General features: G+C 57.2%; 20 protein-coding genes and 2 pseudogenes. 10 read left to right on the plus strand and 12 right to left on the minus strand.

The window, feature by feature from the left end; genetic code table 11:
- Nucleotides 1–828: 828 nt before the first annotated feature.
- Nucleotides 829–1,254, minus strand: a pseudogene (locus tag EOA19_RS36020) (BA14K family protein); the annotation flags it as partial.
- 1,440 nt (nt 1,255–2,694) lie between these two features.
- Between EOA19_RS36020 and EOA19_RS23895 the strand changes: the two are divergent.
- The 3 genes from EOA19_RS23895 to EOA19_RS23905 all read left to right on the plus strand — a co-directional run bounded on the left by EOA19_RS23895 (nt 2,695) and on the right by EOA19_RS23905 (nt 5,070).
- Nucleotides 2,695–2,991, plus strand: coding sequence for a hypothetical protein (locus tag EOA19_RS23895; protein WP_128304970.1), 297 nt, complete (start codon nt 2,695–2,697; stop codon nt 2,989–2,991).
- Nucleotides 2,957–4,042, plus strand: coding sequence for a hemopexin repeat-containing protein (locus tag EOA19_RS23900; RefSeq protein WP_128304971.1), 1,086 nt, complete (start codon nt 2,957–2,959; stop codon nt 4,040–4,042). The genes EOA19_RS23895 and EOA19_RS23900 overlap by 35 nt, the downstream gene beginning before the upstream one ends.
- A 728-nt stretch (nt 4,043–4,770) precedes the next feature.
- The gene (locus EOA19_RS23905; protein WP_128304972.1) at nt 4,771–5,070 is read left to right on the plus strand and encodes a hypothetical protein; all 300 of its coding nucleotides are present in this window, start codon (nt 4,771–4,773) and stop codon (nt 5,068–5,070) included.
- A 95-nt stretch (nt 5,071–5,165) separates the two neighbouring features.
- Here EOA19_RS23905 and EOA19_RS23910 read toward each other — a convergent pair whose 3' ends face one another.
- Nucleotides 5,166–5,516: a response regulator gene (locus EOA19_RS23910; RefSeq protein ID WP_245273111.1), complete on the minus strand. Its 351-nt coding sequence runs from the start codon at nt 5,514–5,516 to the stop codon at nt 5,166–5,168.
- A 491-nt stretch (nt 5,517–6,007) separates the two neighbouring features.
- On the opposite strand from EOA19_RS23910, the gene EOA19_RS23915 reads away from it, so the two are divergent.
- Complete coding sequence (locus EOA19_RS23915) at nt 6,008–6,754, plus strand: Crp/Fnr family transcriptional regulator (RefSeq protein WP_023809607.1); 747 nt, start codon at nt 6,008–6,010, stop codon at nt 6,752–6,754.
- A gap of 460 nt (nt 6,755–7,214) precedes the next feature.
- Here the strand turns inward: EOA19_RS23915 and EOA19_RS23925 are convergent, their stop codons facing one another.
- The 3 genes from EOA19_RS23925 to EOA19_RS23935 all read right to left on the minus strand — a co-directional run bounded on the left by EOA19_RS23925 (nt 7,215) and on the right by EOA19_RS23935 (nt 8,275).
- Nucleotides 7,215–7,457 (minus strand): DUF982 domain-containing protein, encoded by a 243-nt coding sequence (locus EOA19_RS23925; RefSeq protein WP_128304973.1) that lies wholly within the window; start codon nt 7,455–7,457, stop codon nt 7,215–7,217.
- Nucleotides 7,457–7,687, minus strand: coding sequence for a hypothetical protein (locus EOA19_RS23930; RefSeq protein WP_128304974.1), 231 nt, complete (start codon nt 7,685–7,687; stop codon nt 7,457–7,459). Before EOA19_RS23930 ends, EOA19_RS23925 begins: the two co-directional genes overlap by 1 nt.
- Before the next feature lie 270 nt (nt 7,688–7,957).
- Complete coding sequence (locus EOA19_RS23935; protein WP_128304975.1) at nt 7,958–8,275, minus strand: hypothetical protein; 318 nt, start codon at nt 8,273–8,275, stop codon at nt 7,958–7,960.
- 673 nt (nt 8,276–8,948) lie between these two features.
- On the opposite strand from EOA19_RS23935, the gene EOA19_RS23945 reads away from it, so the two are divergent.
- Complete coding sequence (locus tag EOA19_RS23945; RefSeq protein WP_128304977.1) at nt 8,949–9,404, plus strand: MucR family transcriptional regulator; 456 nt, start codon at nt 8,949–8,951, stop codon at nt 9,402–9,404.
- 231 nt (nt 9,405–9,635) lie between these two features.
- On the opposite strand, the gene EOA19_RS23950 is transcribed toward EOA19_RS23945, so the two are convergent.
- The 5 genes from EOA19_RS23950 to EOA19_RS23990 form a co-directional block, all read right to left on the minus strand.
- The gene (locus tag EOA19_RS23950; protein ID WP_128304978.1) at nt 9,636–10,529 is read right to left on the minus strand and encodes a GGDEF domain-containing protein; all 894 of its coding nucleotides are present in this window, start codon (nt 10,527–10,529) and stop codon (nt 9,636–9,638) included.
- Nucleotides 10,530–10,705: 176 nt separating this feature from the next.
- Nucleotides 10,706–11,623 (minus strand): NADP-dependent oxidoreductase, encoded by a 918-nt coding sequence (locus EOA19_RS23955; protein WP_128304979.1) that lies wholly within the window; start codon nt 11,621–11,623, stop codon nt 10,706–10,708.
- Between the two features lie 505 nt (nt 11,624–12,128).
- Nucleotides 12,129–12,491, minus strand: coding sequence for a nuclear transport factor 2 family protein (locus EOA19_RS23965; RefSeq protein WP_128304980.1), 363 nt, complete (start codon nt 12,489–12,491; stop codon nt 12,129–12,131).
- Between the two features lie 1,243 nt (nt 12,492–13,734).
- Complete coding sequence (locus EOA19_RS23985) at nt 13,735–13,944, minus strand: hypothetical protein (RefSeq protein WP_164893017.1); 210 nt, start codon at nt 13,942–13,944, stop codon at nt 13,735–13,737.
- Nucleotides 13,945–14,482: 538 nt separating this feature from the next.
- Nucleotides 14,483–15,217, minus strand: a complete 735-nt coding sequence (locus tag EOA19_RS23990) for a Crp/Fnr family transcriptional regulator (protein WP_128304984.1) — start codon at nt 15,215–15,217, stop codon at nt 14,483–14,485.
- 1,776 nt (nt 15,218–16,993) lie between these two features.
- On the opposite strand from EOA19_RS23990, the gene EOA19_RS23995 reads away from it, so the two are divergent.
- Nucleotides 16,994–17,296 carry a hypothetical protein gene (locus EOA19_RS23995; protein WP_127297248.1) on the plus strand — a complete coding sequence of 101 codons (303 nt, stop codon included), beginning with the start codon at nt 16,994–16,996 and terminating at the stop codon, nt 17,294–17,296.
- A gap of 61 nt (nt 17,297–17,357) precedes the next feature.
- Entirely contained in the window at nt 17,358–18,368 is a 1,011-nt protein-coding gene (locus EOA19_RS24000; protein ID WP_127297249.1) for a sensor histidine kinase, read from the plus strand.
- Nucleotides 18,369–18,548: 180 nt separating this feature from the next.
- Here EOA19_RS24000 and EOA19_RS36550 read toward each other — a convergent pair.
- Nucleotides 18,549–18,780 (minus strand): annotated as a pseudogene (locus tag EOA19_RS36550) (hypothetical protein); the annotation flags it as partial.
- Between the two features lie 390 nt (nt 18,781–19,170).
- Here EOA19_RS36550 and EOA19_RS24015 point away from each other — a divergent pair.
- The 3 genes from EOA19_RS24015 to EOA19_RS24025 are packed head-to-tail and all read left to right on the plus strand — an operon-like array spanning nt 19,171 to nt 21,255.
- Nucleotides 19,171–19,830, plus strand: a complete 660-nt coding sequence (locus tag EOA19_RS24015) for an amino acid ABC transporter permease (protein ID WP_128304985.1) — start codon at nt 19,171–19,173, stop codon at nt 19,828–19,830.
- Nucleotides 19,820–20,479, plus strand: coding sequence for an amino acid ABC transporter permease (locus EOA19_RS24020; RefSeq protein ID WP_128304986.1), 660 nt, complete (start codon nt 19,820–19,822; stop codon nt 20,477–20,479). The genes EOA19_RS24015 and EOA19_RS24020 overlap by 11 nt, the downstream gene beginning before the upstream one ends.
- Nucleotides 20,479–21,255, plus strand: coding sequence for an amino acid ABC transporter ATP-binding protein (locus tag EOA19_RS24025; protein WP_128304987.1), 777 nt, complete (start codon nt 20,479–20,481; stop codon nt 21,253–21,255). Before EOA19_RS24020 ends, EOA19_RS24025 begins: the two co-directional genes overlap by 1 nt.
- Nucleotides 21,256–21,329: 74 nt before the next feature.
- Here EOA19_RS24025 and EOA19_RS24030 read toward each other — a convergent pair whose 3' ends face one another.
- The gene (locus tag EOA19_RS24030) at nt 21,330–22,028 is read right to left on the minus strand and encodes a response regulator transcription factor (RefSeq protein ID WP_128304988.1); all 699 of its coding nucleotides are present in this window, start codon (nt 22,026–22,028) and stop codon (nt 21,330–21,332) included.
- Nucleotides 22,029–22,110: the final 82 nt, after the last annotated feature.

The following is a 22,110-nucleotide window of genomic DNA, read 5'->3' on the forward strand; positions in this document are numbered from 1 at the left end:
CTCTACTTCCGCGGCTTCGGCTGACAAACTGTCGGAATGGGGAATCTTCTGGAGAACGATACCTGGCACCAGTAATCTCGACGAACTCGACACGCACGTCATTTCAGGAGCACCGGAATACGGGGCCGCTCCGTTGATGCCGGCTGATCATTGGATCGATACGGACGAACATTCTGAACCCGTGGCTAATCGGGACATCTGGAAACTAGTAATCTCCCCCGTGCTGGAACGTGTAAGAGCACGAGTGGTCACCAGAGATGTGTCCCCTCTAACGGCCCTTTCTCACCCCATGATCTGTTAAGTATTTGATATGTGACTATTCTGTCCACCTCATCCGATGAAGCCTGAACCACCAAGAACCGTGATGATCCGCGCTCCGCGCTGTTCCCATTTCCGCCTGCGCCAACATCGTTCTTCACTTTCATCCAGTCAGCTTCTCTTTGAACGAATCGCCGCGCGTATCGTTCGTCTTCACCCGGGGATTCGTGCGTTGCCGCTGATTACCGTGCGGATCGGCTGGGAAAACATGAACTGCCGGACGATGAGCGGATCGAAACCGGCATAGAAAATCGCGAACTGCGCGACCGGGTCTGGGCGGCACTCCAGAAACTTCCTGGAACCAGCGACCACCGTCATGCTGCAGCCAAGCAAAAACAATGACTTAGTCGCCGAAATTGCCGAAAGCCGTGTCGCCATCTTCGAAATGGATGGCAACATAAGCCGTTGATTGTAAGGCATGGCAATGAGCGGAGGCTGCGAATAGCAACATGGCGACATGAAAAAGCCCCGCCGAAGCGGGGCTTTGACGACCCGACCTATCTCATCAGTAGGCGAGTTGCACTGCTGGCGTGGTCCATAGTTCGGTTGGAAGGTATTATCCGACGCACGATAGCTGCGGTAGCGGTCATAGCACCATGTTGTATGCGAATCGCCGCGGTGAACGCGGCTCTGGCTGTTTATGATCGCGCCGCTGATCACCGCGCCCGTCGCAAAAGCTGCGAGCGGGAACCAATAATCACCATGCCGACGATAGCCTCGCCGATGCTCACGGTATCCGCGATGGCCGTTCCAATTAGCGCCATCGTTGCGGGAGAAGTTGCCGTTGGATGAGTGATGCCTCCGCCACGGCTTGTAGTCGATCATCTGGGTGTCGGAAGATGTCGACACCATGGGGACGAAAGTCTGAGCTGCATGAGCTGGCCCAGCGGCCGTCACCGCAAATGAAGCCGACAACGCGGCGGCCAGAAACCCGATATCAAATTTTTCATTACACTCCTTAAGGGGTGGTTGAATCCCCAATGGCCTTAAAACGATTTAAAAGACCAATGGTTCCGTCCTGCATCGATCGCGCGTTCGAGGAACTTATCGTGCTCACAATGATTGAGGCTGGTGGCGGCGGAGCATCGGTTGTCCCTCAAACGATGTCGGGCCCGTAACCCAAATTCGCCGCCACACCCAAAAAACCCGCCGAAGCGGGCTTCCGTCGTTGCCGTACGAGGTGGAAGCAGCAATCGGCACTTCGGCCAACATCAAGATGGCGGGCTCGGCTTGCCTGGCTTCAGCTTTCTAAGCCTCGGCCGGTTCCAGCGGTGCATTGCGCCGAAAGTCGTGCAGGCCCGCATGGGCCATTTCGTCATTCGTGGTGACGCTGGACACAGGGGTGTTTCCGAGGGCGATGACACAACCGCGATGGACGCTGCGGCGTCGCTCTTGGTCATATAGCGAGATGGTAGCGGCACGCCGATGTAAACCGCAATGATTTAAAAATGTGCAGACGGACTTTGAGTCCGTTAGTCCTGGTTCGAATCCAGGTCCCCAGCCCAACTGGACGCAACGGAGAACAATGGGGTTCGTGGGTATCCCTGCGAACATCCGCCTTTGAGCCGTCAATCCGGTTGGTAACGAATTCAGTGGCCGCACGGTATTCGCGGTATCCCTCTCCCGCTACCACTTCAAACCCACTATCGTGTTCTGCGGACGCATTATAGCGGCATAGCGGCGGCCAAACGGGACGGTCTTCCAATGTGCCGTGAGGTAGGGAATGCTGCTCCGCCACCGGAGAAATATTAGGTGAACCGTCGTATATGCACACGATCTACGTAGAACCCGAATTCCTTGAATTCGCTACGGGTGACATACACCATCCGAATTCGACTCGCTCATTCCCATTTGTGAGTTCACAGCTTCGCATCCTGACATTCGGCGCCGCCGATTAGGTCAAGGGGCCAGTGGTGTACAGAAGGTGAAAGGCGGTTGCGATTTCCTGGTGCTTGGCGAGTCATGGTCCCGGCCTGCTGGCCTGACGACAACGCCTTGGTGAAACCCACATCTCCAACCCCCGCGCGATTGCAACTGCGTGTTCTCTTACCCTCCGCCTAAGGAAAGTAGCGACGAGGAGCCCGCCGTGAATGGACCCTGGAGCAGTACCGCCCTGCCCTGACGTTCACGGAAAGCAGGATCGACTGGCCATCTGCCATCGCGTGGTTGGCAAGTACAATGCGCGATAGTTTTTTCCGATCTGCTTAACCACGACCGAAAGCAAGCCTGCTCTAGTTCTGACTGTCGGCAAATGACGACTATCGCTATCTTACCGCCTCCTTAGTTTGCACTCACGCGCCAGTGGTTTCGCTGGTGGCCAGATGCCCCGTTTCATCAAAACTTCCCGGTCAACTTGGCCGGAGGGAGATTGCGAGCATGTCGTTTTTCTTTTCGGATGCAACCGGAGCAATCATTGGTGCTTGTAACGCCAGCGGTTGCGAAGTCAGCTTCAAGTGGACCTTCTTACCGGGTGCTTCATGCGACAGAGTGGAACTATGGCGAACATCGGGGGCTAGCACCTTTGGAGACTTCCAGCAGATCTCCGGTGCGAAAGGCAACGTCGGAGAGCTCAAGATCGACCTGTCATACAGCACCATAAACCAATTTATTTTGCTGCCGCGAACAATATCCTCCACGGGTGAGCTACTGGTTCGCCAGACTGCCGTCCGGTGAAATGGTGAATATCGAGGATCGAAGCATCTGGACGCAAATAGTTGTAAACTTACCTGCACCTGCGTCTGAAGGCCCCCCGGCGACAACAAGTAAGCCATCAACTCCGACGATCACCGAGCTCAGAGCCAGTGGCGGATACATTCATGTCGGTTGGGGAAAGGGCCCTGGAACTACGGACGTTGACAGCTTTGTGATTGCGAGAGTTGAGAACGGCCAGCATTTAAATCCGCGGCATGCCAAAGAAGATCAACGTTCGGCGACGTTCCCGGCGAAAGCCGCTACTTACGACATTGGTGTAGCGGCGGTTAACGACGTCACGAAATGGCCAGATCTTTGGAATCAGGAGCCGGTGCTGTCAGAATTTGCGTGGAAGCGCCTCGTCGTTGGAGATGATGATCAAAGCCTTGGAGTTCCCCTCACTGGCCCCTTCGATTCGATCGCAACTCTGCCGAACGGCAAGACCTACGCGACTTTCGGCCACCTTTATGTTCGGTATTCCGACGCTGGCGCAAATAGGATCGACGTCGGATACCCAAAGCCGATTGCCGGCAATTGGGGTGCGCTGCCCCCAGCTTTCTTTGCGGGATTCGACTCCATGGCAACGCTGCCCGATGGAAAGACGTACGTCACAAAGGGTGACCAGTACGTCCGCTATTCGGATCCAGATGCCAGGTTCGTTGATCCTACCTATCCGCGGCGTCTTGCAGGCAACTGGGGCAACCTTCCGCGCGAGTTCGAGAGTGGATTCGACTCGATTTGTACGCTGTCCAACGGAAAAACCTACATTACCCGTGGCGCCCAGTACTTGCGCTATTCAGACCCCAGTGCCAACAAGGTCGATCAAGGCTACCCAAAACCATTAAACGGCAATTGGGGCACCCTCCCCGCGCCGTTTGAAGGTGGTTTCGACGCTATGGTTAAGCTCTCCAATGGCAAAACCTATGTGACCCGCGGTCGAGAATACCTGCGCTATTCAGATCCGAACGTTAACAGCATCGATCCCGGATATCCGCTGCCAATTGCTGGCAACTGGGGCCGAGCGAATCTGTAACAGGAGGCGTACCCCTTGCTCAGGTGCGCGGGGTATTTCTCGAGCCATCCGTGGTCAATTGCTGACACACTCTTACGGTTTCGTCTGACGCAGTAAAGCGGCGCAAGCAACTCGCTCGCTACCAACATGGCGTCACTAGGGAACCCGACATCACGACAGATACCTGGATTCCGGTATTGACCAAAGTTCTCATCTCGAAGGCACGGAGCCGAAAACACTCGTTTCCAAAGCGAAAAGCAGTCATTCAGAATAAGTCCCGCGCGTAGCCGCTCGCGAGCGCGCCGTAAACAGCGCCGTAGCGAGCGTGCGGCGGGTTTGCGCCTCATAGCGATGTTGAGCAGAACCCTGGCCGCATCGAGGAGCGGACATTAGAGCGAACGGACGAGGTAGCACGCCGGCTGGATGCTAGACGATCCGAGATACTGAGAGGTTGTCGGCTCAATCATCGCAGCTTGTAGCAGAGCGCGAAAGGCTACGGTCAGGACAGCCGCCGCGATCTACACCCGGAGGGTTCGTTGCCATTGTTTTCGGGCGCCCACACCATCAGTTACGACCTTCGAAGCGTTCGGGGCTTTGAGACGCCCGCAACGCCGCCGTCGATTTTCTGCATTTCAAACCGGGACAAAACCCGAAATGTACGTCCTTAACCATTCATTGACTCGCGCCCCTTGCAATCTCTAAATCGGTTCTGAGGGAACGTTCTTGCACGTTGCGTTTTGAGGCGCTTGATGTTGAACCGACTCGATCACCCAAACCTTTCCCCCGCTGATTTGCAGACCTGCAAACGGGTCTTCGAGCGGCTTTGTTTCGAGCGAAATTTCGACCATGCGAGCGAAGAAGCAGAGCACATCGCTCCGGCGGTGATCCGTCACTTTCAAGAAGGCCACATGGACGAAGGCGATCTTTGGCTTGCCGTCCGAATGTGCCGCACATTTCGGGAGGCCTTGGCAATGCATCGCAGTGTCGGTGGGCTGGCCTACTATCAGGGCGCCCGACCTGGCTCGGATTTGCGGAACAACCGGGCATAGACTTCGAGTTGGCCATGAAAGCTACGGCCGCACCGATACGCCTGACCGACGCGGCTGCGCGAAGACCCTATGACTAACCAGCTACCACCTCGCAGCTATTCTGAGGCGGGTAGCTGCTTCACGCTCTCTTGATTGAGGAGAGTTGCCAGCCCGATAATGATCTGCGGCATAACAAATGGCTTGGTGATCATCAGGCTGTTGGGCACTCCAAGCGACGGCCAGTCGTCCGCGCCATCGCCGCTCATGTATATCACCGGCATAGTGGGATTGACGGTTCGGAGGTGCCGGGCCACATCCCACCCGGTTCGGCCGTCTCCAAGCCTGATATCTGTGAGCAGCGCCGCAACTCGCTCCGGCTCACGATCAAAAATTGCAATGGCTTCAAGGCCCTTTGAGACGGGAATCACCTCAAACCCGGCCTCCCGGAGGGAGCTTTCGATGTCCAAGAGAATGATGCTTTCATCTCCACAACCAGTACGGAAACCGACGGCATTGAAAGGTATGCCTCCCTGAGTATTCCTCGGCAATTCAACGGCCGCAGGCCCGAAAATGCTCCTTAGACAATAACATATGTTAATGCGGCGAAAGCGGGCTGGGACTCGGAGGGCGCAGCCGAAAGGGAGGAGCCTCACGCAAAACAGTCATTTAGATAGGAACTTATTAACATATGTTATAGTTTAGAGGGTTCTGAGTGGTAGGTCATAGGGGAGCACGAATTTGAGGTCTGACTCGAGCGTCGCCTTGTCCCAAGGCTTATCGGAGAGACAGACATCACAGAGGCGCAAGCCCTGGAGTTGATATCGCTTCTAGGAGCGAATTGGTCCTCCCTGATGCGGGAGGCCAAAGGCATCAAGCACAATCTAAGGTCACCAACCATGCCGCCCTCGAGAACATTAGCGCCCCCAGCAAGTTAGGGCCAACCCCAAACAGGTTCTTGATGGCACAGGCTCCCTCTTCGAACATTTTAATCCGCAAGCTCCAGACCATCTCGGAACTCGCACCGTCAGATATTGCGCTCTTGGGGAACATCTCGATTCAGGAGAAGGAATATCATGCCAACGAAGACATTCTGCGCGAGGGCGACAAACCGACCCTTTCCTTCGTCGTTCTGGACGGCTTGATAGGCTCGACCAAACTAACCGGCGACGGCAAGCGTCAGATTTCCTCCTTTTTTGTTCCGGGCGACATTCCCGACCTGCATGGTTTGCATTTGTCGGTCATGGATTCCACTTTCACACCTTTCATGCCGACGCGGGTGGGCTTCATGCGGCATGACGCTCTTCACGATATTTGCGACCAGCACCCTTCGATAACGAGAGTGTTTTGGCGCTCGACGGTGATCGATGCGGCGATTTATCGAGAGTGGGTCACCAACGTCGGGAGACGCGACGCCTATGCTCGTATGGCTCACCTTCTTTGCGAACTGATAGTCCGCCTGCACTCCGTGGGCCGCATTGAGGATCGTGTGGCCCACCTTCCGATCACGCAGGCTGCACTTGGCGACGCACTTGGCCTTTCCACCGTGCACGTGAACCGGGTGCTTCAGGAACTTAGACGCGACGGTCTGATATCCACCGTTGGCTCGCGTTTTCATGCGACCGACTGGGCAGGGCTCGTCCGCGCTGCAGATTTTGACTCTACCTATCTGCACCAAAGGGCTGCGCAAACAGGTGCCGATTTCTGAGCCTGCTGGCTCGCTCATAATCCGTTCAGCCAAGCCCTTCGCGATCCGCCGGTCACAGCTTGACGAACCCGACCGCAGACATAAAATAGCGACGGCATGACTTCTCAAAGATACGACCTCAGGAAGGAGCCCGACGAAACCTGGACGGTGTTTGACGTGTTCACTGGGCAGCCAGCAGACGCGTGGGGCGCTCCGGCGGAGTATCTTGACGAGGAGTATTCCCGCGATCTCGTCAGCGTTCTGAATCTTGTCGACCTGAAGCGAAGGGCCGCCCCAGGTAACCTCTAAGTACGACTGCCTAGGAGCGCCTGATAGCGTCGAAATTCCGCAAAGTCACCGTTCTGCGGGCGCCACCTGACATGGTGGAGAGGCTGAGCGGGCCGTGCTAAGGGCGAACCCGAAGCCTTAAAGGCGCTGGTCAATTCGCCGCCGCCATAGCTACCAGACCCGCATAACGTTGTTAATCCGGCAGCAGCATCTCCTCTTGGTCGGCCGCAGCCTCGAACAGTAGCCGGAAGTCACCAATCGGCATTTTGCCATCCATCGCAGACAGACATGCCTCCGCCGCCGACCGCCACTTTGGACCACGGTTGGACCACTTCAGTAGTTCCTCGGCGGCAGTGTCGATTCGGCTGATCCCAAGGCGGAACCCCGGTCGGTCGGTTTTGACGTAGACAGGCGGGTTGAACCAACGAAGGGGCATCAGGGTTCGCGCACGTCGAATGCGACGAAAAGCTGCCAAATGGAGGCTGTATTAACGATCATTTCGACTAGTTGGCAGTCGGTTTCCCGAAGGTCACGGCCGCGCTCGCGCACTAATGCAATGGTCGCCTTCACGGAAATTATGTCGCCCGGTTGAGAGCCCAACAGGGCCTCGCGAACCAGCTCCTTGGCCGTTAGCTGCGCAGGCCGAACAGGTGCTTGAATGTCCATCCCATCCTCCCAGAGAGACAGAACCTCAATGGCCCATTCTGTGGTGCACTTTCCGAAAAAGGCAAGGGCCGGAACGTACAAAGCAGGTTCTGAAGGGCGCCAATCACTTAGATCTGCGCCTTGCCCTTGAGGGCATTGCTGGGCGCTCTTGATCGTGCCAGCACAGGCGCGGAGGGTCGGCCATTTCGTTTCTCCTACCGGTTTGTTCGGCCCGGTGAGAGCCTGCGGCACTAGTCGGATCGACCGTCGTGCCGGTGATCTGCCAAACATTTACCCCGGATGGAGAATGATGCTCCCATTCTGAGATTTCGGGCGCAGAAGTGCGCCGCCAAACTGCGCCCACAAGCGTTCGCACTCTCTTGCCCTTAGACTCGGGGTGCCCGGTTCCCCATAGAAGATCATGGCTCCGCGAACATCGTATCCAAGCACCGAAGCGTTGGCCACGAACTGAATGGCCATACCCAAGGTGACGGGACCGATTTTTGCCTCAGCTTTAGTGGTGAGGTCGACCACACCAAACACTTCCGCATTGACGCCTCTGCCAGCCAAAACGGCCGTCGAGATCGCACTATTCACGGCAAGAAGCATTTCGGTTAGTCGCCCGCTGAAACGGCTCTACAAACTCTCAAAAATAAGGTTTGTTCCCGATCACCCGACCTATCGCAGGTGACGGGGTTCGGCTGCAACAATCAAACGGATCAGGCGGCATCTCTCATTTCTGCGTCGTTGACGGGAAGCTCCTGGGACGACAGGTCACTCTGTCGAGCCCAATTCCGCTCAGCATCGAGCAGTTCATTCTCTCCAGTCAAGCCGTTCATAAACAGTCTGAGTACGTGTGCAGCTATGCGCTCTCCGTCCTGCGAAGCGACACGTACACCGCGCTCTTTGCAGACCGTCTGACAAACGTGGGCAAGCACCACAATATCGCTCGGCTCCAAAAGCCGACCTGGATATAACATACCATCCTCCGCGGGAAAGCTACTGTGAGCTTCTGATTACGCAAGGTGACCGGCAGCCACAATTAACTATGATAGTCGTGTACTCGACTCTGCAGAAAATTTGAGCGGCCCACCAAACGCATCGGGCATAGCGCCACTACGGCACGGAAGTACGGGGCTACTTAGGTCACGCGAGGTGCCCATTGGCCTTACAAAATGGACAAGTTTCTTCGCGTGAGATCCATTCATTATCCGCGGGCCGTTGCACTTTGTGCACCTCCTTAATAGAGACAGAGGCACATCAGATGGGAAAGCCTTGAACCATGCAGAATGACGCTGAAGCTCAGCAGGTCCAGTTATTGCAGCTCACTGCCGACATAGTGGCGGCGTATGTTCAGAAGAACGCGATCCCGGCGGCCGGTCTCCCCGAGTTGATCGCCAGTGTGAATTCTGCCTTGTCGGGATTGAGTCAGCCGGTGGAAGCGCTGCCGCCCGCGCTCGTTCCGGCAGTTAATCCAAAGAAGTCGGTGTTTCGCGATTACATCGTCAGCCTTGAGGACGGACGCAAGTTCAAGTCTATGAAGCGCCACCTTGGTTTGCTGGGAATGACACCCGACGAGTACAGAGCCAAATGGGGCCTCGCACGAGACTATCCGATAGTGGCGCCGAGCTACGCGGCTCAACGGTCGGAGCTCGCTAAGTCTTCCGGCCTTGGCCGCAAGGCAGTTGCGAAAACGCCACCGAAGAAAGCGACAACAAGGCGAAAGGCCAAGGCGTAACGCGGTCTGTATACACTCTTCTTGCGCTAGACAATGACAGGATCAATGTCTTGCATCAGCGCGCAAAGGTCTAGCTTAACATTATTGTGCTTTGAACGTGCCGTATATTAGCCAATCTCAATGTGGGCACTTGGCCGAAGCGATTAAAATTGTACGGAACCATTGCGCAAACCACCCCCGTTGCGGACGGGGAAGTCTCTACGCTCCTCGGCCTGCAGACGTTCAATTAGTTTAAGCCGCCAAATGGATGCGGTTGCGCCCCGCGATCTTCGCGGAATACAAAGCCGTGTCGGCGCGCGACAGCACATCAGCGACGGCGTCGCCAGATATGGCCAACGCAATACCCGCAGAAAAAGTGTACCCGAAATCCGCTTTTTGCCTAAGCGGCTTCGATTTGCGAATGGCCGCGAGCATCCTTTCTACAATCAGTTCTGCCTCTGACGTTGAGGTGGCGGGTAAGACCAACACGAATTCCTCTCCGCCCACGCGACCGAAACAGTCAGACCGTCGCACCTGACGTTGAATCCGCACCGCGAAGTCGCGCAGAATGATGTCACCCGAGTGATGCCCGAACCTGTCGTTAATGTATTTAAAGTTGTCGAGGTCGAGCAGGCAGACGCAGCCCAGAACGTCCAGTCTCTGGAGCATTTCTTCCATACGCGCGTTCACAAAACGGCGATTGGCAACGCCGGTCAGGTCGTCGGTGTAGGATGCTTTTATAGCCCTGTCGCGGTCTTGTCGGACTGACCGCCCATGGGACCGCAACCTGGTGATATCGTTGGCGATGCAAAGCATCCAGCCGTCGTTTTGGATCGTTTCCGTCATCCATAGCCAACGCCCGTCAGCAAGGTCCGTCTCGAACTCTCTAAAGCCTGTCTTGCCGCGCCGCGATTGCGTCGAAATCAGCCATGTTTCGAAATCGGGATCGCGAACAACTGTCCCTATACTCGCTCTGAAGTTGCGGCGCATCAGATCTGACCAAAGCGGCGTCTCACCCTCGTCGAGGAAAAACGCTGAACGAAATGCTCCATTTGCGTAACGGAGGCGGTCGAAGCCGTCATAGGCTGCCATCAACACCGGTGTGTTGTCGTAGAGATGGAAAAGCTTCTCAGAAATCTCGTCCATACAGGTTCTTACCGGATGGGGCTTAAGAGTAAATTACCGCTTTGAAATCAGAGACGCTGCTGCCATGCGCGCTTATGGGCGGGGCATGACTTCTGGTGAACGGCGCTTTGCGCCTCACCGTTTCAGCTGCCTAAACGCGACCACAACAGAGAGAACCCGTCGTCGCCCCCAGGTTCTCACGTACGAACGCGGACAACCGTCTTTCCCGCGCGTCGCTCGGTGGAGTTGAAGGTAGCGACGGCATCATCCAAGCTCGAAACCTTGCCGATGTTCGTCCGCAGTCGTCCATCCCGGATCCGCTGCACTATCTCAGAAAGCTGAGCCCGATCAGCCTCGACGACGAAATCAACTGTCAGGCCATCAGCAGGTCGATTGTCCGTTGGTCCGACGACCGTCACAAGGGTACCTCTGGGCCGGACGAGCGTTGCAGACCGCTTCTGGAGATCGCCGCCAATGACATCAAACACCAGATCGACGCCGCCTACATCTTCAAGGGTGTCATTTGCGAGGTCGACAAATTCATTTGCACCGAAGTTGAGCGCCTTCTGGCGGTCGGCGGCGCGCCCGGTGCCGATGACATAGGCTCCAGCCTCCCTTGCAAGCTGCGCCACCATCGAACCGACGGCTCCGGCCGCGCCGTGCGCGAGGACGCTCTGCCCCGCCTGAAGACGGCCATGCTGGAACAGCCCCTGCCAAGCGGTCAGGCCGGAGATCGGCAGGCTCGCGCCCACCGTGAAGTCGACGTCGCCGGGCAGGGGCGCGAGGTTACGGGCCTCCATGGCAACATACTCAGCAAGGGTGCCGTCGCGATGCCAGTCCGCGAGGCCGAACACCCGGTGGCCAATAGAAAGCCCTGTGGTGCCGTAGCCGAGCTTAGTGACCACACCGGCCAGCTCGTGGCCGAGAATTGAAGAGGTCCGGTCACGGAAGGCCCGGTCGGCCCACGTCGAGGGCCAATCCAGTTCGGTGTTGACGAATCCTGCCGCATGAACCTGTACGACGACGTCGTTTATTGCCGGCTGCGGCTCGGACCGCTCCACCAACTTCATCCCGGACATTCCTGCAGCCTGGTCCGTCGCTACGATTGCTTTCATGGGGATTGTGTCCTCAGTGTTGAGGTAAACTGCGGGTGCGGAGGGTCTTTAGATTCTCGCGCAATTGGCCGTCGGTTCATCGTTGGCGACCGCGAGCGAAAGCTAAGCAATTTTGTCGGATTGTTCCAGCACCAGTAATCTTGCATCCGCGAACACCCCATCCTCTTCAACCCAATACATGTCGATCATGGGAACAAAAGCAGATCAAACGTGTTGTGTCGTTCCCGAGAGCGTAATGCAAGCCTTCATCCCAAGCCAGAAGCGAAAGCATCAGCAAGTATCCTGACGAATGGACAACGGGTAACGAGCCAATGACTCGTCGCAAGGTTCCTAACCTGAAGACTTGTGAGCAGGCGAGCGACGATAAAAGCTAAGCTGAAGATTCAACCAAAGCCGAGGCCTCGAAGCGAATTAACGGCTAAGGGCTAAGCTCAAGCTTAAAAGGCGCTAGAGGACCGAAGCAGGCTACAGGTCGCCAGCTCTTTGGGCTGCGCTCGGGACGGTTCTAATTGTGAAGGTGGTAGAGCTTGCTGATTATCTTCCATTCTCCTGCGATCTTGAGCAGTGCAAGATAGTCGGTGAACTTGGTGCTCCCAAATTCGTCCTCAACCTTCACAGTGGCTGCATCGTCCGTGATGTCGAGCGATACGACTGTCCAGTTGGGGCTGTGGCTCGGCGGCAAGCCGGCACCCAGCACCTCCCCGACGTAAGCGTCAACACTCAACCACTCGACCGCGCCCTCGAAGTTACCGACGATTGATGCATGTGGGTGAAAGGCTGCCCGCAGTCCTTCTTCGGCAGCCGTGGACATGGCCAAAACGTAGCCTTGAACGGCAGCGGTAATTAGAATTTCATCGGTCTGTGACATCGAGGCTTCTCCACGCCGTGCGTTTGTAGGGATCAGAGCATGAAGCCATTGATCGTTGCTGACAACAGGACCAGCGGTCTTTTTGCCACCATTGGCCGCAAGTAGGGCGGCCCCACTGAAACCCCGATTTTTGCACATCAAGGGAACCTGGCTTTGAAAATGAAGTTTGGTTGTTAGCTTGGCTTAGTCCCCCCGGCCAAGTGGTCTCGAGGCAGGGCCCGTCATTGCTGATCAGTGACGGGCCTTCGCGTTGACGCTGCTAGGCCAACCCTCTGCCAATGACGCTACGCGAAAGCCTTGCTAGGTCCGACTAAAGCCCGATGCCGAGGCGCAAAGGTCTGACCCCTGAAACAACACAGCCTTTTCGACATTGGGAACGTGGCCGTCGATCATCGTCCCTTCATCGCCGGTTCGTTGATTACCCGCCACGGCTCGCTTGGCGTGGCGGGTAATCATTCACGGAGAGCGCATGCAGCTTGGTGAGATCATTGCGAACGCATTTGCAGCGGGGTTGGTCGCCGTCCTGATAGCAGTCGCGTTCCTGATCTTCGGAAAGCCGCTCTGGCCTGAACGAAACGTCCGGATGGTAATCATCCCGCCCGTCCATCGAATGACGACCACCGCCATTCACAATACGAGACCCGACCTGCCAACCAAATTTGATTTGAGCATTGTGCGGCCGAGACCGTTTGCTGGATAAGCGACATGAGCGCTAGGTCGACGACATCATTGCCGGTCTAGAACGCGTACGCTCGCCGTAAAAGCTGCATTGCTGAGCTTGGCGTATCTGTCGAACAATGCCAATTTCTTCGGATACGTGAGGTAAGTGAGGTGCTGGCAGCCGAAGCAACGATGTTGAGCGGCAGACTCAAACCAGCGCCCAGGCTTTACAAAGCCCAATGCACATTCCGAGCATCGGAATTCCATCTCGACCGATTGCAGGCTTTCAGACAGAGGCATCTTGTCCTTTCCTACCGTCGCTTGAACTCGGAAAGTCCCAGCCGTATCCGCTGGCCTTCCGCATAGGACAGGGCGAACGATTCCAAGTCGAATGAGCGGGTAAGTTCTTCGTCGTCGGCTACTATGCGGACGAACCACTCTCCGCAGGCCTCTCCGACCTCAACGCGAGCGGGCGCCCTGTTCGTGTTGGCGCTTTCCATCGCAGCCTCCCTAGAAAGCAATGGTAAACAAAATGATTAAAGCCGATGGGATTGGGGCCGCAAGGAGGCCGACCCCAGGGTACCTAGCCATTCAAGGCACCTGGTTCGACGAGGAATGATGCAGCGATCAGGTCGTCGCCAGCAATCTGGCCGCCACCGTCTTCCATAATGGCTGCAACCTTTTGGAAGGTCTTTATTTCGGCCTCGGTTATGCGTGCTGCCCGTACTCTCGCCTGGAGATCAGCCAGGCGCGCCACGAGGGTTTGCGACGTCTCGACTTCAAGGTTCATCATCTTGTTTGTCCGGTTGAGAGTGGGCGATTGACGTGCACGTTCTGTGCCGGCCACGAAAACACAACTCCGCGCCAAACGTTCCTTTGGGGGACTTCGGTCTCAATAGCGACGGACCAAAGTCCTTCCTCAAAACGCAATGGTCCTGCAGCCAGATTTAGCCGGAACAACCCGTACGAAACGATTGTTCTTTCAGTCGTGAAATCGGCACAGCTACGTCCCTTCCTGTGCTGGAAGGACCCGCAAGCCGCTACGATGGCTAGCGGGTGCTTATTCTCAGGTTTGCGCCAGCGTGATGAATGACAATCAGCCGCCGCCGAACAGGTTGGTGCACGAGCCACCGGCACAATGGCAGAATAGCGCTGGGGTGCTTCTTGCCGCCGCTGCCCTGACCTCATCCTTATGCGCCCTGCTACTGGCATCCTGGATGTTTGTATGAGCGGGGCTTCAAATCTCTTGCGAAGGGGTTGGCAGACAATCCGCCCTCCTTGTCGCCCGCTGGGGATCAGAGGTTCAAGGTCGGATAGATCGGCATGGCTGTCTACAGCAGTGGTTTACGTCCGGCATGGATGGTCTTAACGAGCCGAACGTATTCGGCCTCTGGCTTGCCGTAGGTGCCATTTGAGCAGGCCGCAAGGCCGCTGCGGTCCCTAATACGGACTTCGCCCCGCCGAGAATAGATGAGCCCGCGTCCTTCCAGCATTTGAAGCCCAACGGTAACTCCCGGGCGTCTTGCTCCGAGCATGACGGCTAGAAACTCGTGGGTGATCGCAAGGCGTTCGCCGTGGACCCGATCGTCACACATCAGAAGCCAACGCGCCAAACGCTCTTCAAGGTTTGATTTTGCGTTGATGAGGGCCGTATAGCTGGTCTGAATGTGGAAGTAGTGGACATAGCGTAACAGGAACAGGCGCAATGTTGGGCTGTTCGCAAGAGCCTGCTGGAAGGGCTCGGTTCCGATCCGGAAAGCGCTACCGGGCGACTGAACGTAACATTCATGCGGGGCATAGTCAGCGCCCATCACCAGCGCGGCACCGGTCATTCCCTCGAAACCGACAAGCCCAACCTCGGCTTCCTTACCTGAAGCAGTCGCGACAACAGAAGCGATGCCGTCCTCCAGGAAGTAAACCGTCTCGATCTCCGAATCGGCTTTCTCTAAGGTCATTTTCAGCTTGAGGTCACACAGTTCAAGGTTTGGCTGCAAAAGCCCCAGGTCACCAGGGCTAAGCCGACGCAACAATTCGTTTTTAAAGGAATCGTCCTGTGGATTGATCATAGCTCAATCCCGCTTGGGGCAAGAGCTTTCCAATCTCCCTGCCGTCCGCGCCCGTAAACACGTGCAGACGATTTGGAGAACTTACGCCCTCTGGCGCGCGATTGACAGTGAAATGCGAACTGATGCACGGCGTCCCCTCAGCCGCGGAATTACAAAACAGGGGTGTACAAAGTTAAAGGGTTGGAATCGTACAGAACTCTGCTTCGTACGAAACCAACAATTTGTGATCGCGGCCAACGAGCCGGCATGATGTGCACCCGGGAAGGAAGTCGAGTTCATCCGGTAGACACCCTGGGGGCCGCCCCGTACTGCCTCCCACGGCGGAGTAGAAACGATTGGCAAAAAATGGCGACGCTGTGCACCATAACGGGTCAAGAAATGGCCGGAACATTTTGCTGCTGTGGGCCTAGTCGCTGGCAGGTAGACCGCCGCCCCATTCGGCTCTCGCACCACCCCATAGCTGTCAGAGCTATTTAGATGCCAAACTTGGCTGAGGCCAAGAGCACAGCAATTTACCCTACAGATCCATGCGGGCGCCATGTCGTCGCCCGGGGAAGCACTCACCGGACCAAGCGTCATTTGCCATTCCCATCGAGTGAGCTCAAGGGTTGCCCAGCGCGAGATTGTTCTCGCAGCTCGTAAGATATCTCGTTAAATAAGCTGAATCTAATATTGACTAACTATGTCACTCAAACGGCCTCAAAGACTTCGGTGACAGTCATGCGCTGACCGGCTCACTGGGGTTGCGGGTCAAGTGGTGAGTTGCTTGGCACTTACAAGCTGATGTAGATCATCGTTGAACGTCGGCTTTTTGAAGTTGTATAGCGTGAAGCTGCTATTCAGCTTCCGGCCACATGACAGCCATCAAGCAGCGGACAGGCGCACGCCACCCGCCTCGTAGCTCGCACTTCAGGGTATATCCCCCAGGCGACGTAACTTATCCGGCGCGGTCCAGCGTAACATTTGGGTCCGCCATCGCCCGTTGCGGCATGATGGGGCCGAAGCCTAACCTCGATGTGACAATGACGATAAGCTGGCTCCAGTAGCTATGCTCCACCCGGATTACGCAATTCCTCAAGCTTGGCATCGGAAATGTTACAGACGGCGAAAGCCGGTTGGCGGCCAAGCCCCAGCAGCAACGCCACCGGCCCCGCCATCCAAACCAATCTTATTGGAATTCCCTCGGCGGCTATCCTTCGAACTCGTGCCTCAAGCACGCGCCAGTCAGGAGGAAATCTACCGCGCGGAACTAGCCCACCTCAACACTCCATACGGACTTTGGTTCCAGCTTACGACGGCTGCTGACCGGAAAATTGCTGCTGAACTTGTCACGAGATGCAGGCGAGATCGTTAACGAGTTCCATGGCGGCCTATGTACAGCGTGGGGGATAGAGGACGCCGAGATGCGAACTGATGCAGACGTTGAGGGTCGGCGAAAGAATACGGATGGCGGCGGCCGGTGTCGCTAAAGCGACTGACACCCTGCTTGGTCGTGCATGGAATTGCCATCGCGATGCGTCGCCCTGTGCATTTCATATCACCGATCGCCGTCCCAGCACGTGCGTCGGGGACACGTGCGCGTTCCAGAGGGCTGGGTAATTGTGGAGAACTATGGTACTCGGGGTTGCCCTTCTAACGTGGAGGGTCCGAAACCATCCCCGCGATCCAGCCTCAGCGACCATTGCGGTGCCGCAACAGCACGCCCTATCTCTCGCTCTTAAACGTCGCGCTTCACGCCCCGCGTCCAGGGCGTGCCTGCAGCGAAGAAGGTACCCCATGGACGAAATACACACCAATGCGCGCGAACAGTTTTTCGCGGCTATACGTATCCTTGCATCGTCGCCTGACAGCATTCAAACCCGATTGATTGATGCTACACCAAGGATTCTTCAGGTCACGATCGACGAATTCGAAGGCGCGCATGAACTCAAAATCAGATTTGCCCGAATTCTTGATCTTTTGGCGGTCGATCAGGACGATCTCGAAACGGCCGCCGTGCAAACAGCTGCCCACATGACGGATTTTGAGGCAACCAAACTTGCCGATCTGATCTGCGACTTTTTCTCAGACTTGGAATAACTGGATCTGAGATCCCTTTTTGGCCATTCGTCAAAACCTCCTTGCGATCTTGCGAGCGTCCATGAAAACCACAGCGGAACATCTGAAACCACTCCTATGGGAGCCCAGGAACCTGATCCGTGCCATCGAGGCCGCAGGCGTCACCCTATGGTCGTGGAACGTGGACAGCGATGCGTTGGCCATGGATGATCGGGCCTATGACCTGTGGGGCATATCACGTGCCACGGACGTCAAATTTGAAGACCTATCCGCGCACATCCATCCTGCCGACCGCGACCGTGTGCGAGCCGCTTTCAACGCGACGCGGGCAATTGTAGGCCCCTACGAGATCGATTTCCGGATCATGATCGGAGACGAGCTAAAATGGATCTCGGCCCGGGGGCAAGGCGACGATGAAGGGATGGTCCAGCGGCTGATGTTCGGCATTTTCATTGATGTCACGGGGAGAAAACAGGCGGAGGAAGGTCGGGAGCTTCTGGCCGGCGAAATGAGCCACCGTGTCAAGAACCTGCTGACCATCGCCTCCGGCCTTACCGCTATCACCTCCCGTTCGACGACCACGACCAACGACATGGCACGCGAGTTGACACAGAGGCTGACTGCCTTGGGCCGCGCCCACGATCTGGTCAGGCCTGTGCCGGGTCAAACCGAGGCCGCTTCGGCGCTGCTAGGCGATCTTTTGACAGTACTTCTGGCGCCGTATGATGATCTGGGCGCTTTCAGCGGTCGCATTCGGGTTGCAGTGCCCAGGATGAGCGTTGGTGAATCTTCAACAACAATCCTCGCACTTATTATCCATGAACTTGCAACCAATTCCCTCAAATACGGCGCTCTGTCGACCGAGACTGGGACGCTGGATGTTTCGTGTTCGGCGCAAAGTGATGCTGTCTCGATCGTCTGGACAGAGAGCGGCGGGCCTCCCGTCGAGGCGCCGACCGCTGCTCCAGGATATGGAAGCAAATTGGTAGAACGCAGCGTAACTGGTCATCTGCGCGGCTCGATTCTCTACGACTGGGCAAAGGATGGTCTTGTTGTCACGCTGAAAGTCCAGCCTGATCGCCTTGCGCAATAGTCTTTCAGTGACCTCGGTGGCCTAAACCGTTCATTAAGGTTGGCCGCCTTCCGTCATCGCCATCAGAGCGACAGGAGGCCTCGCAGGCAGGTTGCTACCGCTGCGTGGTCATATGGCTTGCCGAAGAACGCGCTCCCTTCCGGGAGATCCGCTGCCGCCAAGACGCGATGCCCCCGATGTCGCTACGATCTTGATGGGCGGCCATCGATCGCCAACAGCGGCCGATAGTTTCAGGCTATCCATACTGCCCGGCATGTCGATGTCGGTGAACATCGTTACGGCCATCCGAGTTCAGCATTATCTCAACGATCGCGGGATAGTCGAGAAACCGGGCGATGGCGGGTCGGAGCGCGGTGCGCAGCATGCGCAAGCTGCGCGCCCGTCCCTCGGTATCGTTGGGCGATATAGCCATCCTGTCCCCGTTTGCGCCGGGAACGCGTCAAACAACGCCCGATCGCGGACGATCAAAAGAGCCCTGAAGCGGTCCGATCCAACGGGTTTCAGCCGTCATCCTAGCGGGGCGTGCAATTACCGGCCAATGGCGGTGGCGACGGCAGCCGCGCTACAATGTAAACTTTGGCAATATGGTGTACATGTATATTGACAAACGACTCCGACCGGGTCTATGAGAGAACCACCGATGGCCTGCCCCTACGGGCGATCGTTCTTTCCACGACGCGGAGGATGTCATGAGATCCGATCCGGAGAGCGCGATTTCTCGGCGTAAAACCGCCCTCCTCTGGCACGCCGAAACGATATTGACATCGTCGCCGCCCGCCTCGACGAAGAGTGGTGGCACCCCATGCGCATGATCGAGATCTGGCTGGGCATTCTGCAAGGGCTGGGTATCACCGCAGAGGTTACGGCCTATGGCCTGGTCTTTGCAGTCCCCTTCGCGCTCGTCTTCGGCGTCGCGCAGTTTCTGACCACCGGCATGACGCGCATTCTGGTTACCGCCGTGATCGAATTCTGGCGCAGCTCAGCGGTCGTCGTCCTGCTCTTCTTCTTTTATTACGTTCTGCCGGTGATGGGGGTCACTCTGTCGGCGCTCACCGTCAGTGCATTGGTGCTCGGCCTCAACACTGGCGGCTATGCCAGCCAGGCGGTTCGCGCCGGGTTGCAGTCTCTGCCCGCTGGCCAACGCGAGGCGGGCATGGCGCTCGGCCTCTCGCGCCCGGCGATCCTGCTCCTGATCGAGCTGCCGCAGGCGCTGGTCACGATGAGCCCGACCTTCGTCAACAACCTAATCCAGCTCGTCAAGGCGACTTCCCTGGTCTCGTTGGTCACGCTGACGGACATGACCTTCCGCGCCAAGGAAATCGCGCAGACCGACTACGACCCCGTCGCGATCTATTCGGCGCTGCTGCTGGCCTTCTTCATCGTCTGTTATCCGATCGCACTTGCCGGCCGCTGGCTCGAGGCGCGGGTCAATCCTGAAAGAGGAACGCCGCGTGGGATTTAACTTCGATTTCGCGCTATCGACCGTCCCGACGATCGTCGGGGCGATTGGAACAACCCTGCTCGCAACGGCGTTAAGTTGCTTCGGCGCTTCGGCGCTTGGCTTCGCTTTCGAAATGATCCGCCGCGGAGGCGGTGCGACTGGCCTCGCCGTCCGCTTCCTGATCGACTTCATCCGCTCGACGCCGGTTCTAGCCTGGCTCTATTTCCTGTATTTCGTCATGCCCTTCTATGGGATCCGGCTTGGCGCCATGACGGTCGGCATACTGGCGCTGAGCCTGTACTACAGCGGCTATCTGGCGGAGGTGTTCAAAGCGGGCATCGACGCGATCCCGAAAGGCCAGCAGGAAGCGGCGAGAGCCTTGTCGCTTACCCGCCGCGACACGGTCGTTTTCGTCATCGCGCCGCAGATGTTGCGCAACGTCGCCGCTCCGTTGGGCAACTATCTTGTTTCGATCCTCAAGGCGACGCCCTATCTCGCAATCCTGGCGGTACCCGAAATGCTCGGACGCGCCTTCGATATTGCTTCCGAGACTTATCGATATGCAGAGCCGCTCACCGTCGCTGGCATTCTGTTTCTCGCCTTGGCGCTGCTACTTGCTTATGGCGTGAAGCGCGTCGAGCAGCGCCTGCTTGCAGCTGGACGCCGCTGATGCTTGCTCAAGCCCCCCATCCAGTCCGGGCCGTTCAATCCATCCCTCATGTCCGGATCGACGGCCTCAACAAGTGGTTCGGCGCCCTGCACGTTTTGAAAAGCATCGATCTTTCGGTCCATGCGGGCGCACGCATCGTCGTTTGCGGACCCTCCGGCTCCGGCAAGTCGACCTTGGTCCGCTGCATCAACGGTCTCGAGCCTTTCCAAAAGGGAACGATTCAGTTCGACGCGGCAACGCTGGACAAAGATGGCCGCGATACCACGAAGGCGCGCCGGCAGACAGGCATGGTGTTTCAGAGCTTCAACCTGTTCCCGCACCTCACCGTGCTCGCCAACTGCACGCTGGCGCTGCGCCGCGTTCTCCTGAAACCGGCACGGGAAGCCGAAGAGATCGCCATGCAGCATCTGACAGCGGTGCACATTCCCGAAAAGGCGCAGGCCTACCCGGCCCAGCTCTCGGGCGGTCAACAACAAAGGGTGGCGATCGCGCGCGCGCTTTGCCTCAATCCCCGCATCATGCTGTTCGACGAACCCACCTCGGCGCTCGACCCGGAGATGATCAAGGAAGTCCTGGACGTCATGATCGCGCTGGCGGGAAGCGGCACGACCATGGTCTGCGTGACCCATGAAATGGGTTTCGCACGCGAAGTCGCGGATGAGATCGTTTTCATGGACGAAGGCCGCATCGTCGAGCATGCCTCGTCTAAAGACTTTTTCTCAACAGCTGCTCACCCACGCGCCCGACTGTTCCTGGATACCATCCTGAGCCATTGAGAGCAGATGCGTGTGGACCCTGCGTGCCGGCAATCGGCGCGCAAGCGCGCCACATGCTGGGATCGCTGAGCAGGTTACCACTCCGGCGCGAACGCGTAACCGGCCGAGCGGACGGTCCGGATCACATCGCTTCCCACGGATGCCCGAAGCCTTTTGCGCAGTCTGGCTATATGGACGTCGACGCCCCGCACGTCGGTTGCGGCGGCATGTTCAGGCCACGCGGTCGCGACCAGTTCCTCGCGGCTGAAGACCTTGCCGGGCTGCGCCAAAAGGCTGCGCAAAAGCTTGAACTCGATCGGTGGCATCACGATTTCTTTTTGCCTGAAGAATGTCCGGTGAGTCTGCCGCTCCAGCCGGAAATCGCCGTGCACCAACTCACCTGAGTCCGTTTCGCGCGACAGCTTGGCAAGGCCCGCTTTGCCATGCAGCCAGGCCAGAAGCTGTTCGGGGGCGAAGGGCCGAGAAAATATCTCGTCGACGCCAGCCTTGATCAAGTCGAGATGCAGCTTGCCCGAACGCGGGGCAACCAGGCTCACGACCGGAGTCCCTTTGGTTGCGGCGCTGGACTTCAACCAGGTGCACTGTTTGACCACTGCACGGTCGCCTGGATGGCAGTCCATGATCACGGCAAGCGGGGCTGAAGCCTCGATGGCGCGTGCGATTTCCCGGTCTCCCGTGATGAGCCGTATTTCGAAGCCAGCTACCGAAAGTATGTGCCCGAAAACCAGGAAAAAATCCGGGTCCTTTGAGGAGATCAGGACCAGCGGCTTCATGAGTCCATCAATCGGGTTCGACACATCATAAGGCTGACTACCGCGCAAATGGGCGCGATGACAATATACCCTGATGATCGAC

Origin of the sequence: Mesorhizobium sp. M7A.F.Ca.US.010.02.1.1 (genome assembly GCF_004023085.1) — a bacterium.
Taxonomy (GTDB): domain Bacteria; phylum Pseudomonadota; class Alphaproteobacteria; order Rhizobiales; family Rhizobiaceae; genus Mesorhizobium.

Bases quoted from the DNA above. Each gene is read 5' to 3' on its own strand.
- EOA19_RS23895 (WP_128304970.1), top strand. From the start codon at position 2,695: ATGTCGTTTTTCTTTTCGGATGCAACCGGAGCAATCATTGGTGCTTGT.
- EOA19_RS23905 (WP_128304972.1), top strand. From the start codon at position 4,771: ATGTTGAACCGACTCGATCACCCAAACCTTTCCCCCGCTGATTTGCAG.
- EOA19_RS23915 (WP_023809607.1), top strand. From the start codon at position 6,008: ATGGCACAGGCTCCCTCTTCGAACATTTTAATCCGCAAGCTCCAGACC.
- EOA19_RS23925 (WP_128304973.1), bottom strand. From the start codon at position 7,457: ATGCCCCTTCGTTGGTTCAACCCGCCTGTCTACGTCAAAACCGACCGA.
- EOA19_RS23930 (WP_128304974.1), bottom strand. From the start codon at position 7,687: ATGGACATTCAAGCACCTGTTCGGCCTGCGCAGCTAACGGCCAAGGAG.
- EOA19_RS23935 (WP_128304975.1), bottom strand. From the start codon at position 8,275: ATGCTTCTTGCCGTGAATAGTGCGATCTCGACGGCCGTTTTGGCTGGC.
- EOA19_RS23945 (WP_128304977.1), top strand. From the start codon at position 8,949: ATGCAGAATGACGCTGAAGCTCAGCAGGTCCAGTTATTGCAGCTCACT.
- EOA19_RS23950 (WP_128304978.1), bottom strand. From the start codon at position 10,529: ATGGACGAGATTTCTGAGAAGCTTTTCCATCTCTACGACAACACACCG.
- EOA19_RS23955 (WP_128304979.1), bottom strand. From the start codon at position 11,623: ATGAAAGCAATCGTAGCGACGGACCAGGCTGCAGGAATGTCCGGGATG.
- EOA19_RS23965 (WP_128304980.1), bottom strand. From the start codon at position 12,491: ATGTCACAGACCGATGAAATTCTAATTACCGCTGCCGTTCAAGGCTAC.
- EOA19_RS23985 (WP_164893017.1), bottom strand. From the start codon at position 13,944: ATGATGAACCTTGAAGTCGAGACGTCGCAAACCCTCGTGGCGCGCCTG.
- EOA19_RS23990 (WP_128304984.1), bottom strand. From the start codon at position 15,217: ATGATCAATCCACAGGACGATTCCTTTAAAAACGAATTGTTGCGTCGG.
- EOA19_RS23995 (WP_127297248.1), top strand. From the start codon at position 16,994: ATGGACGAAATACACACCAATGCGCGCGAACAGTTTTTCGCGGCTATA.
- EOA19_RS24000 (WP_127297249.1), top strand. From the start codon at position 17,358: ATGAAAACCACAGCGGAACATCTGAAACCACTCCTATGGGAGCCCAGG.
- EOA19_RS24015 (WP_128304985.1), top strand. From the start codon at position 19,171: ATGCGCATGATCGAGATCTGGCTGGGCATTCTGCAAGGGCTGGGTATC.
- EOA19_RS24025 (WP_128304987.1), top strand. From the start codon at position 20,479: ATGCTTGCTCAAGCCCCCCATCCAGTCCGGGCCGTTCAATCCATCCCT.
- EOA19_RS24030 (WP_128304988.1), bottom strand. From the start codon at position 22,028: ATGAAGCCGCTGGTCCTGATCTCCTCAAAGGACCCGGATTTTTTCCTG.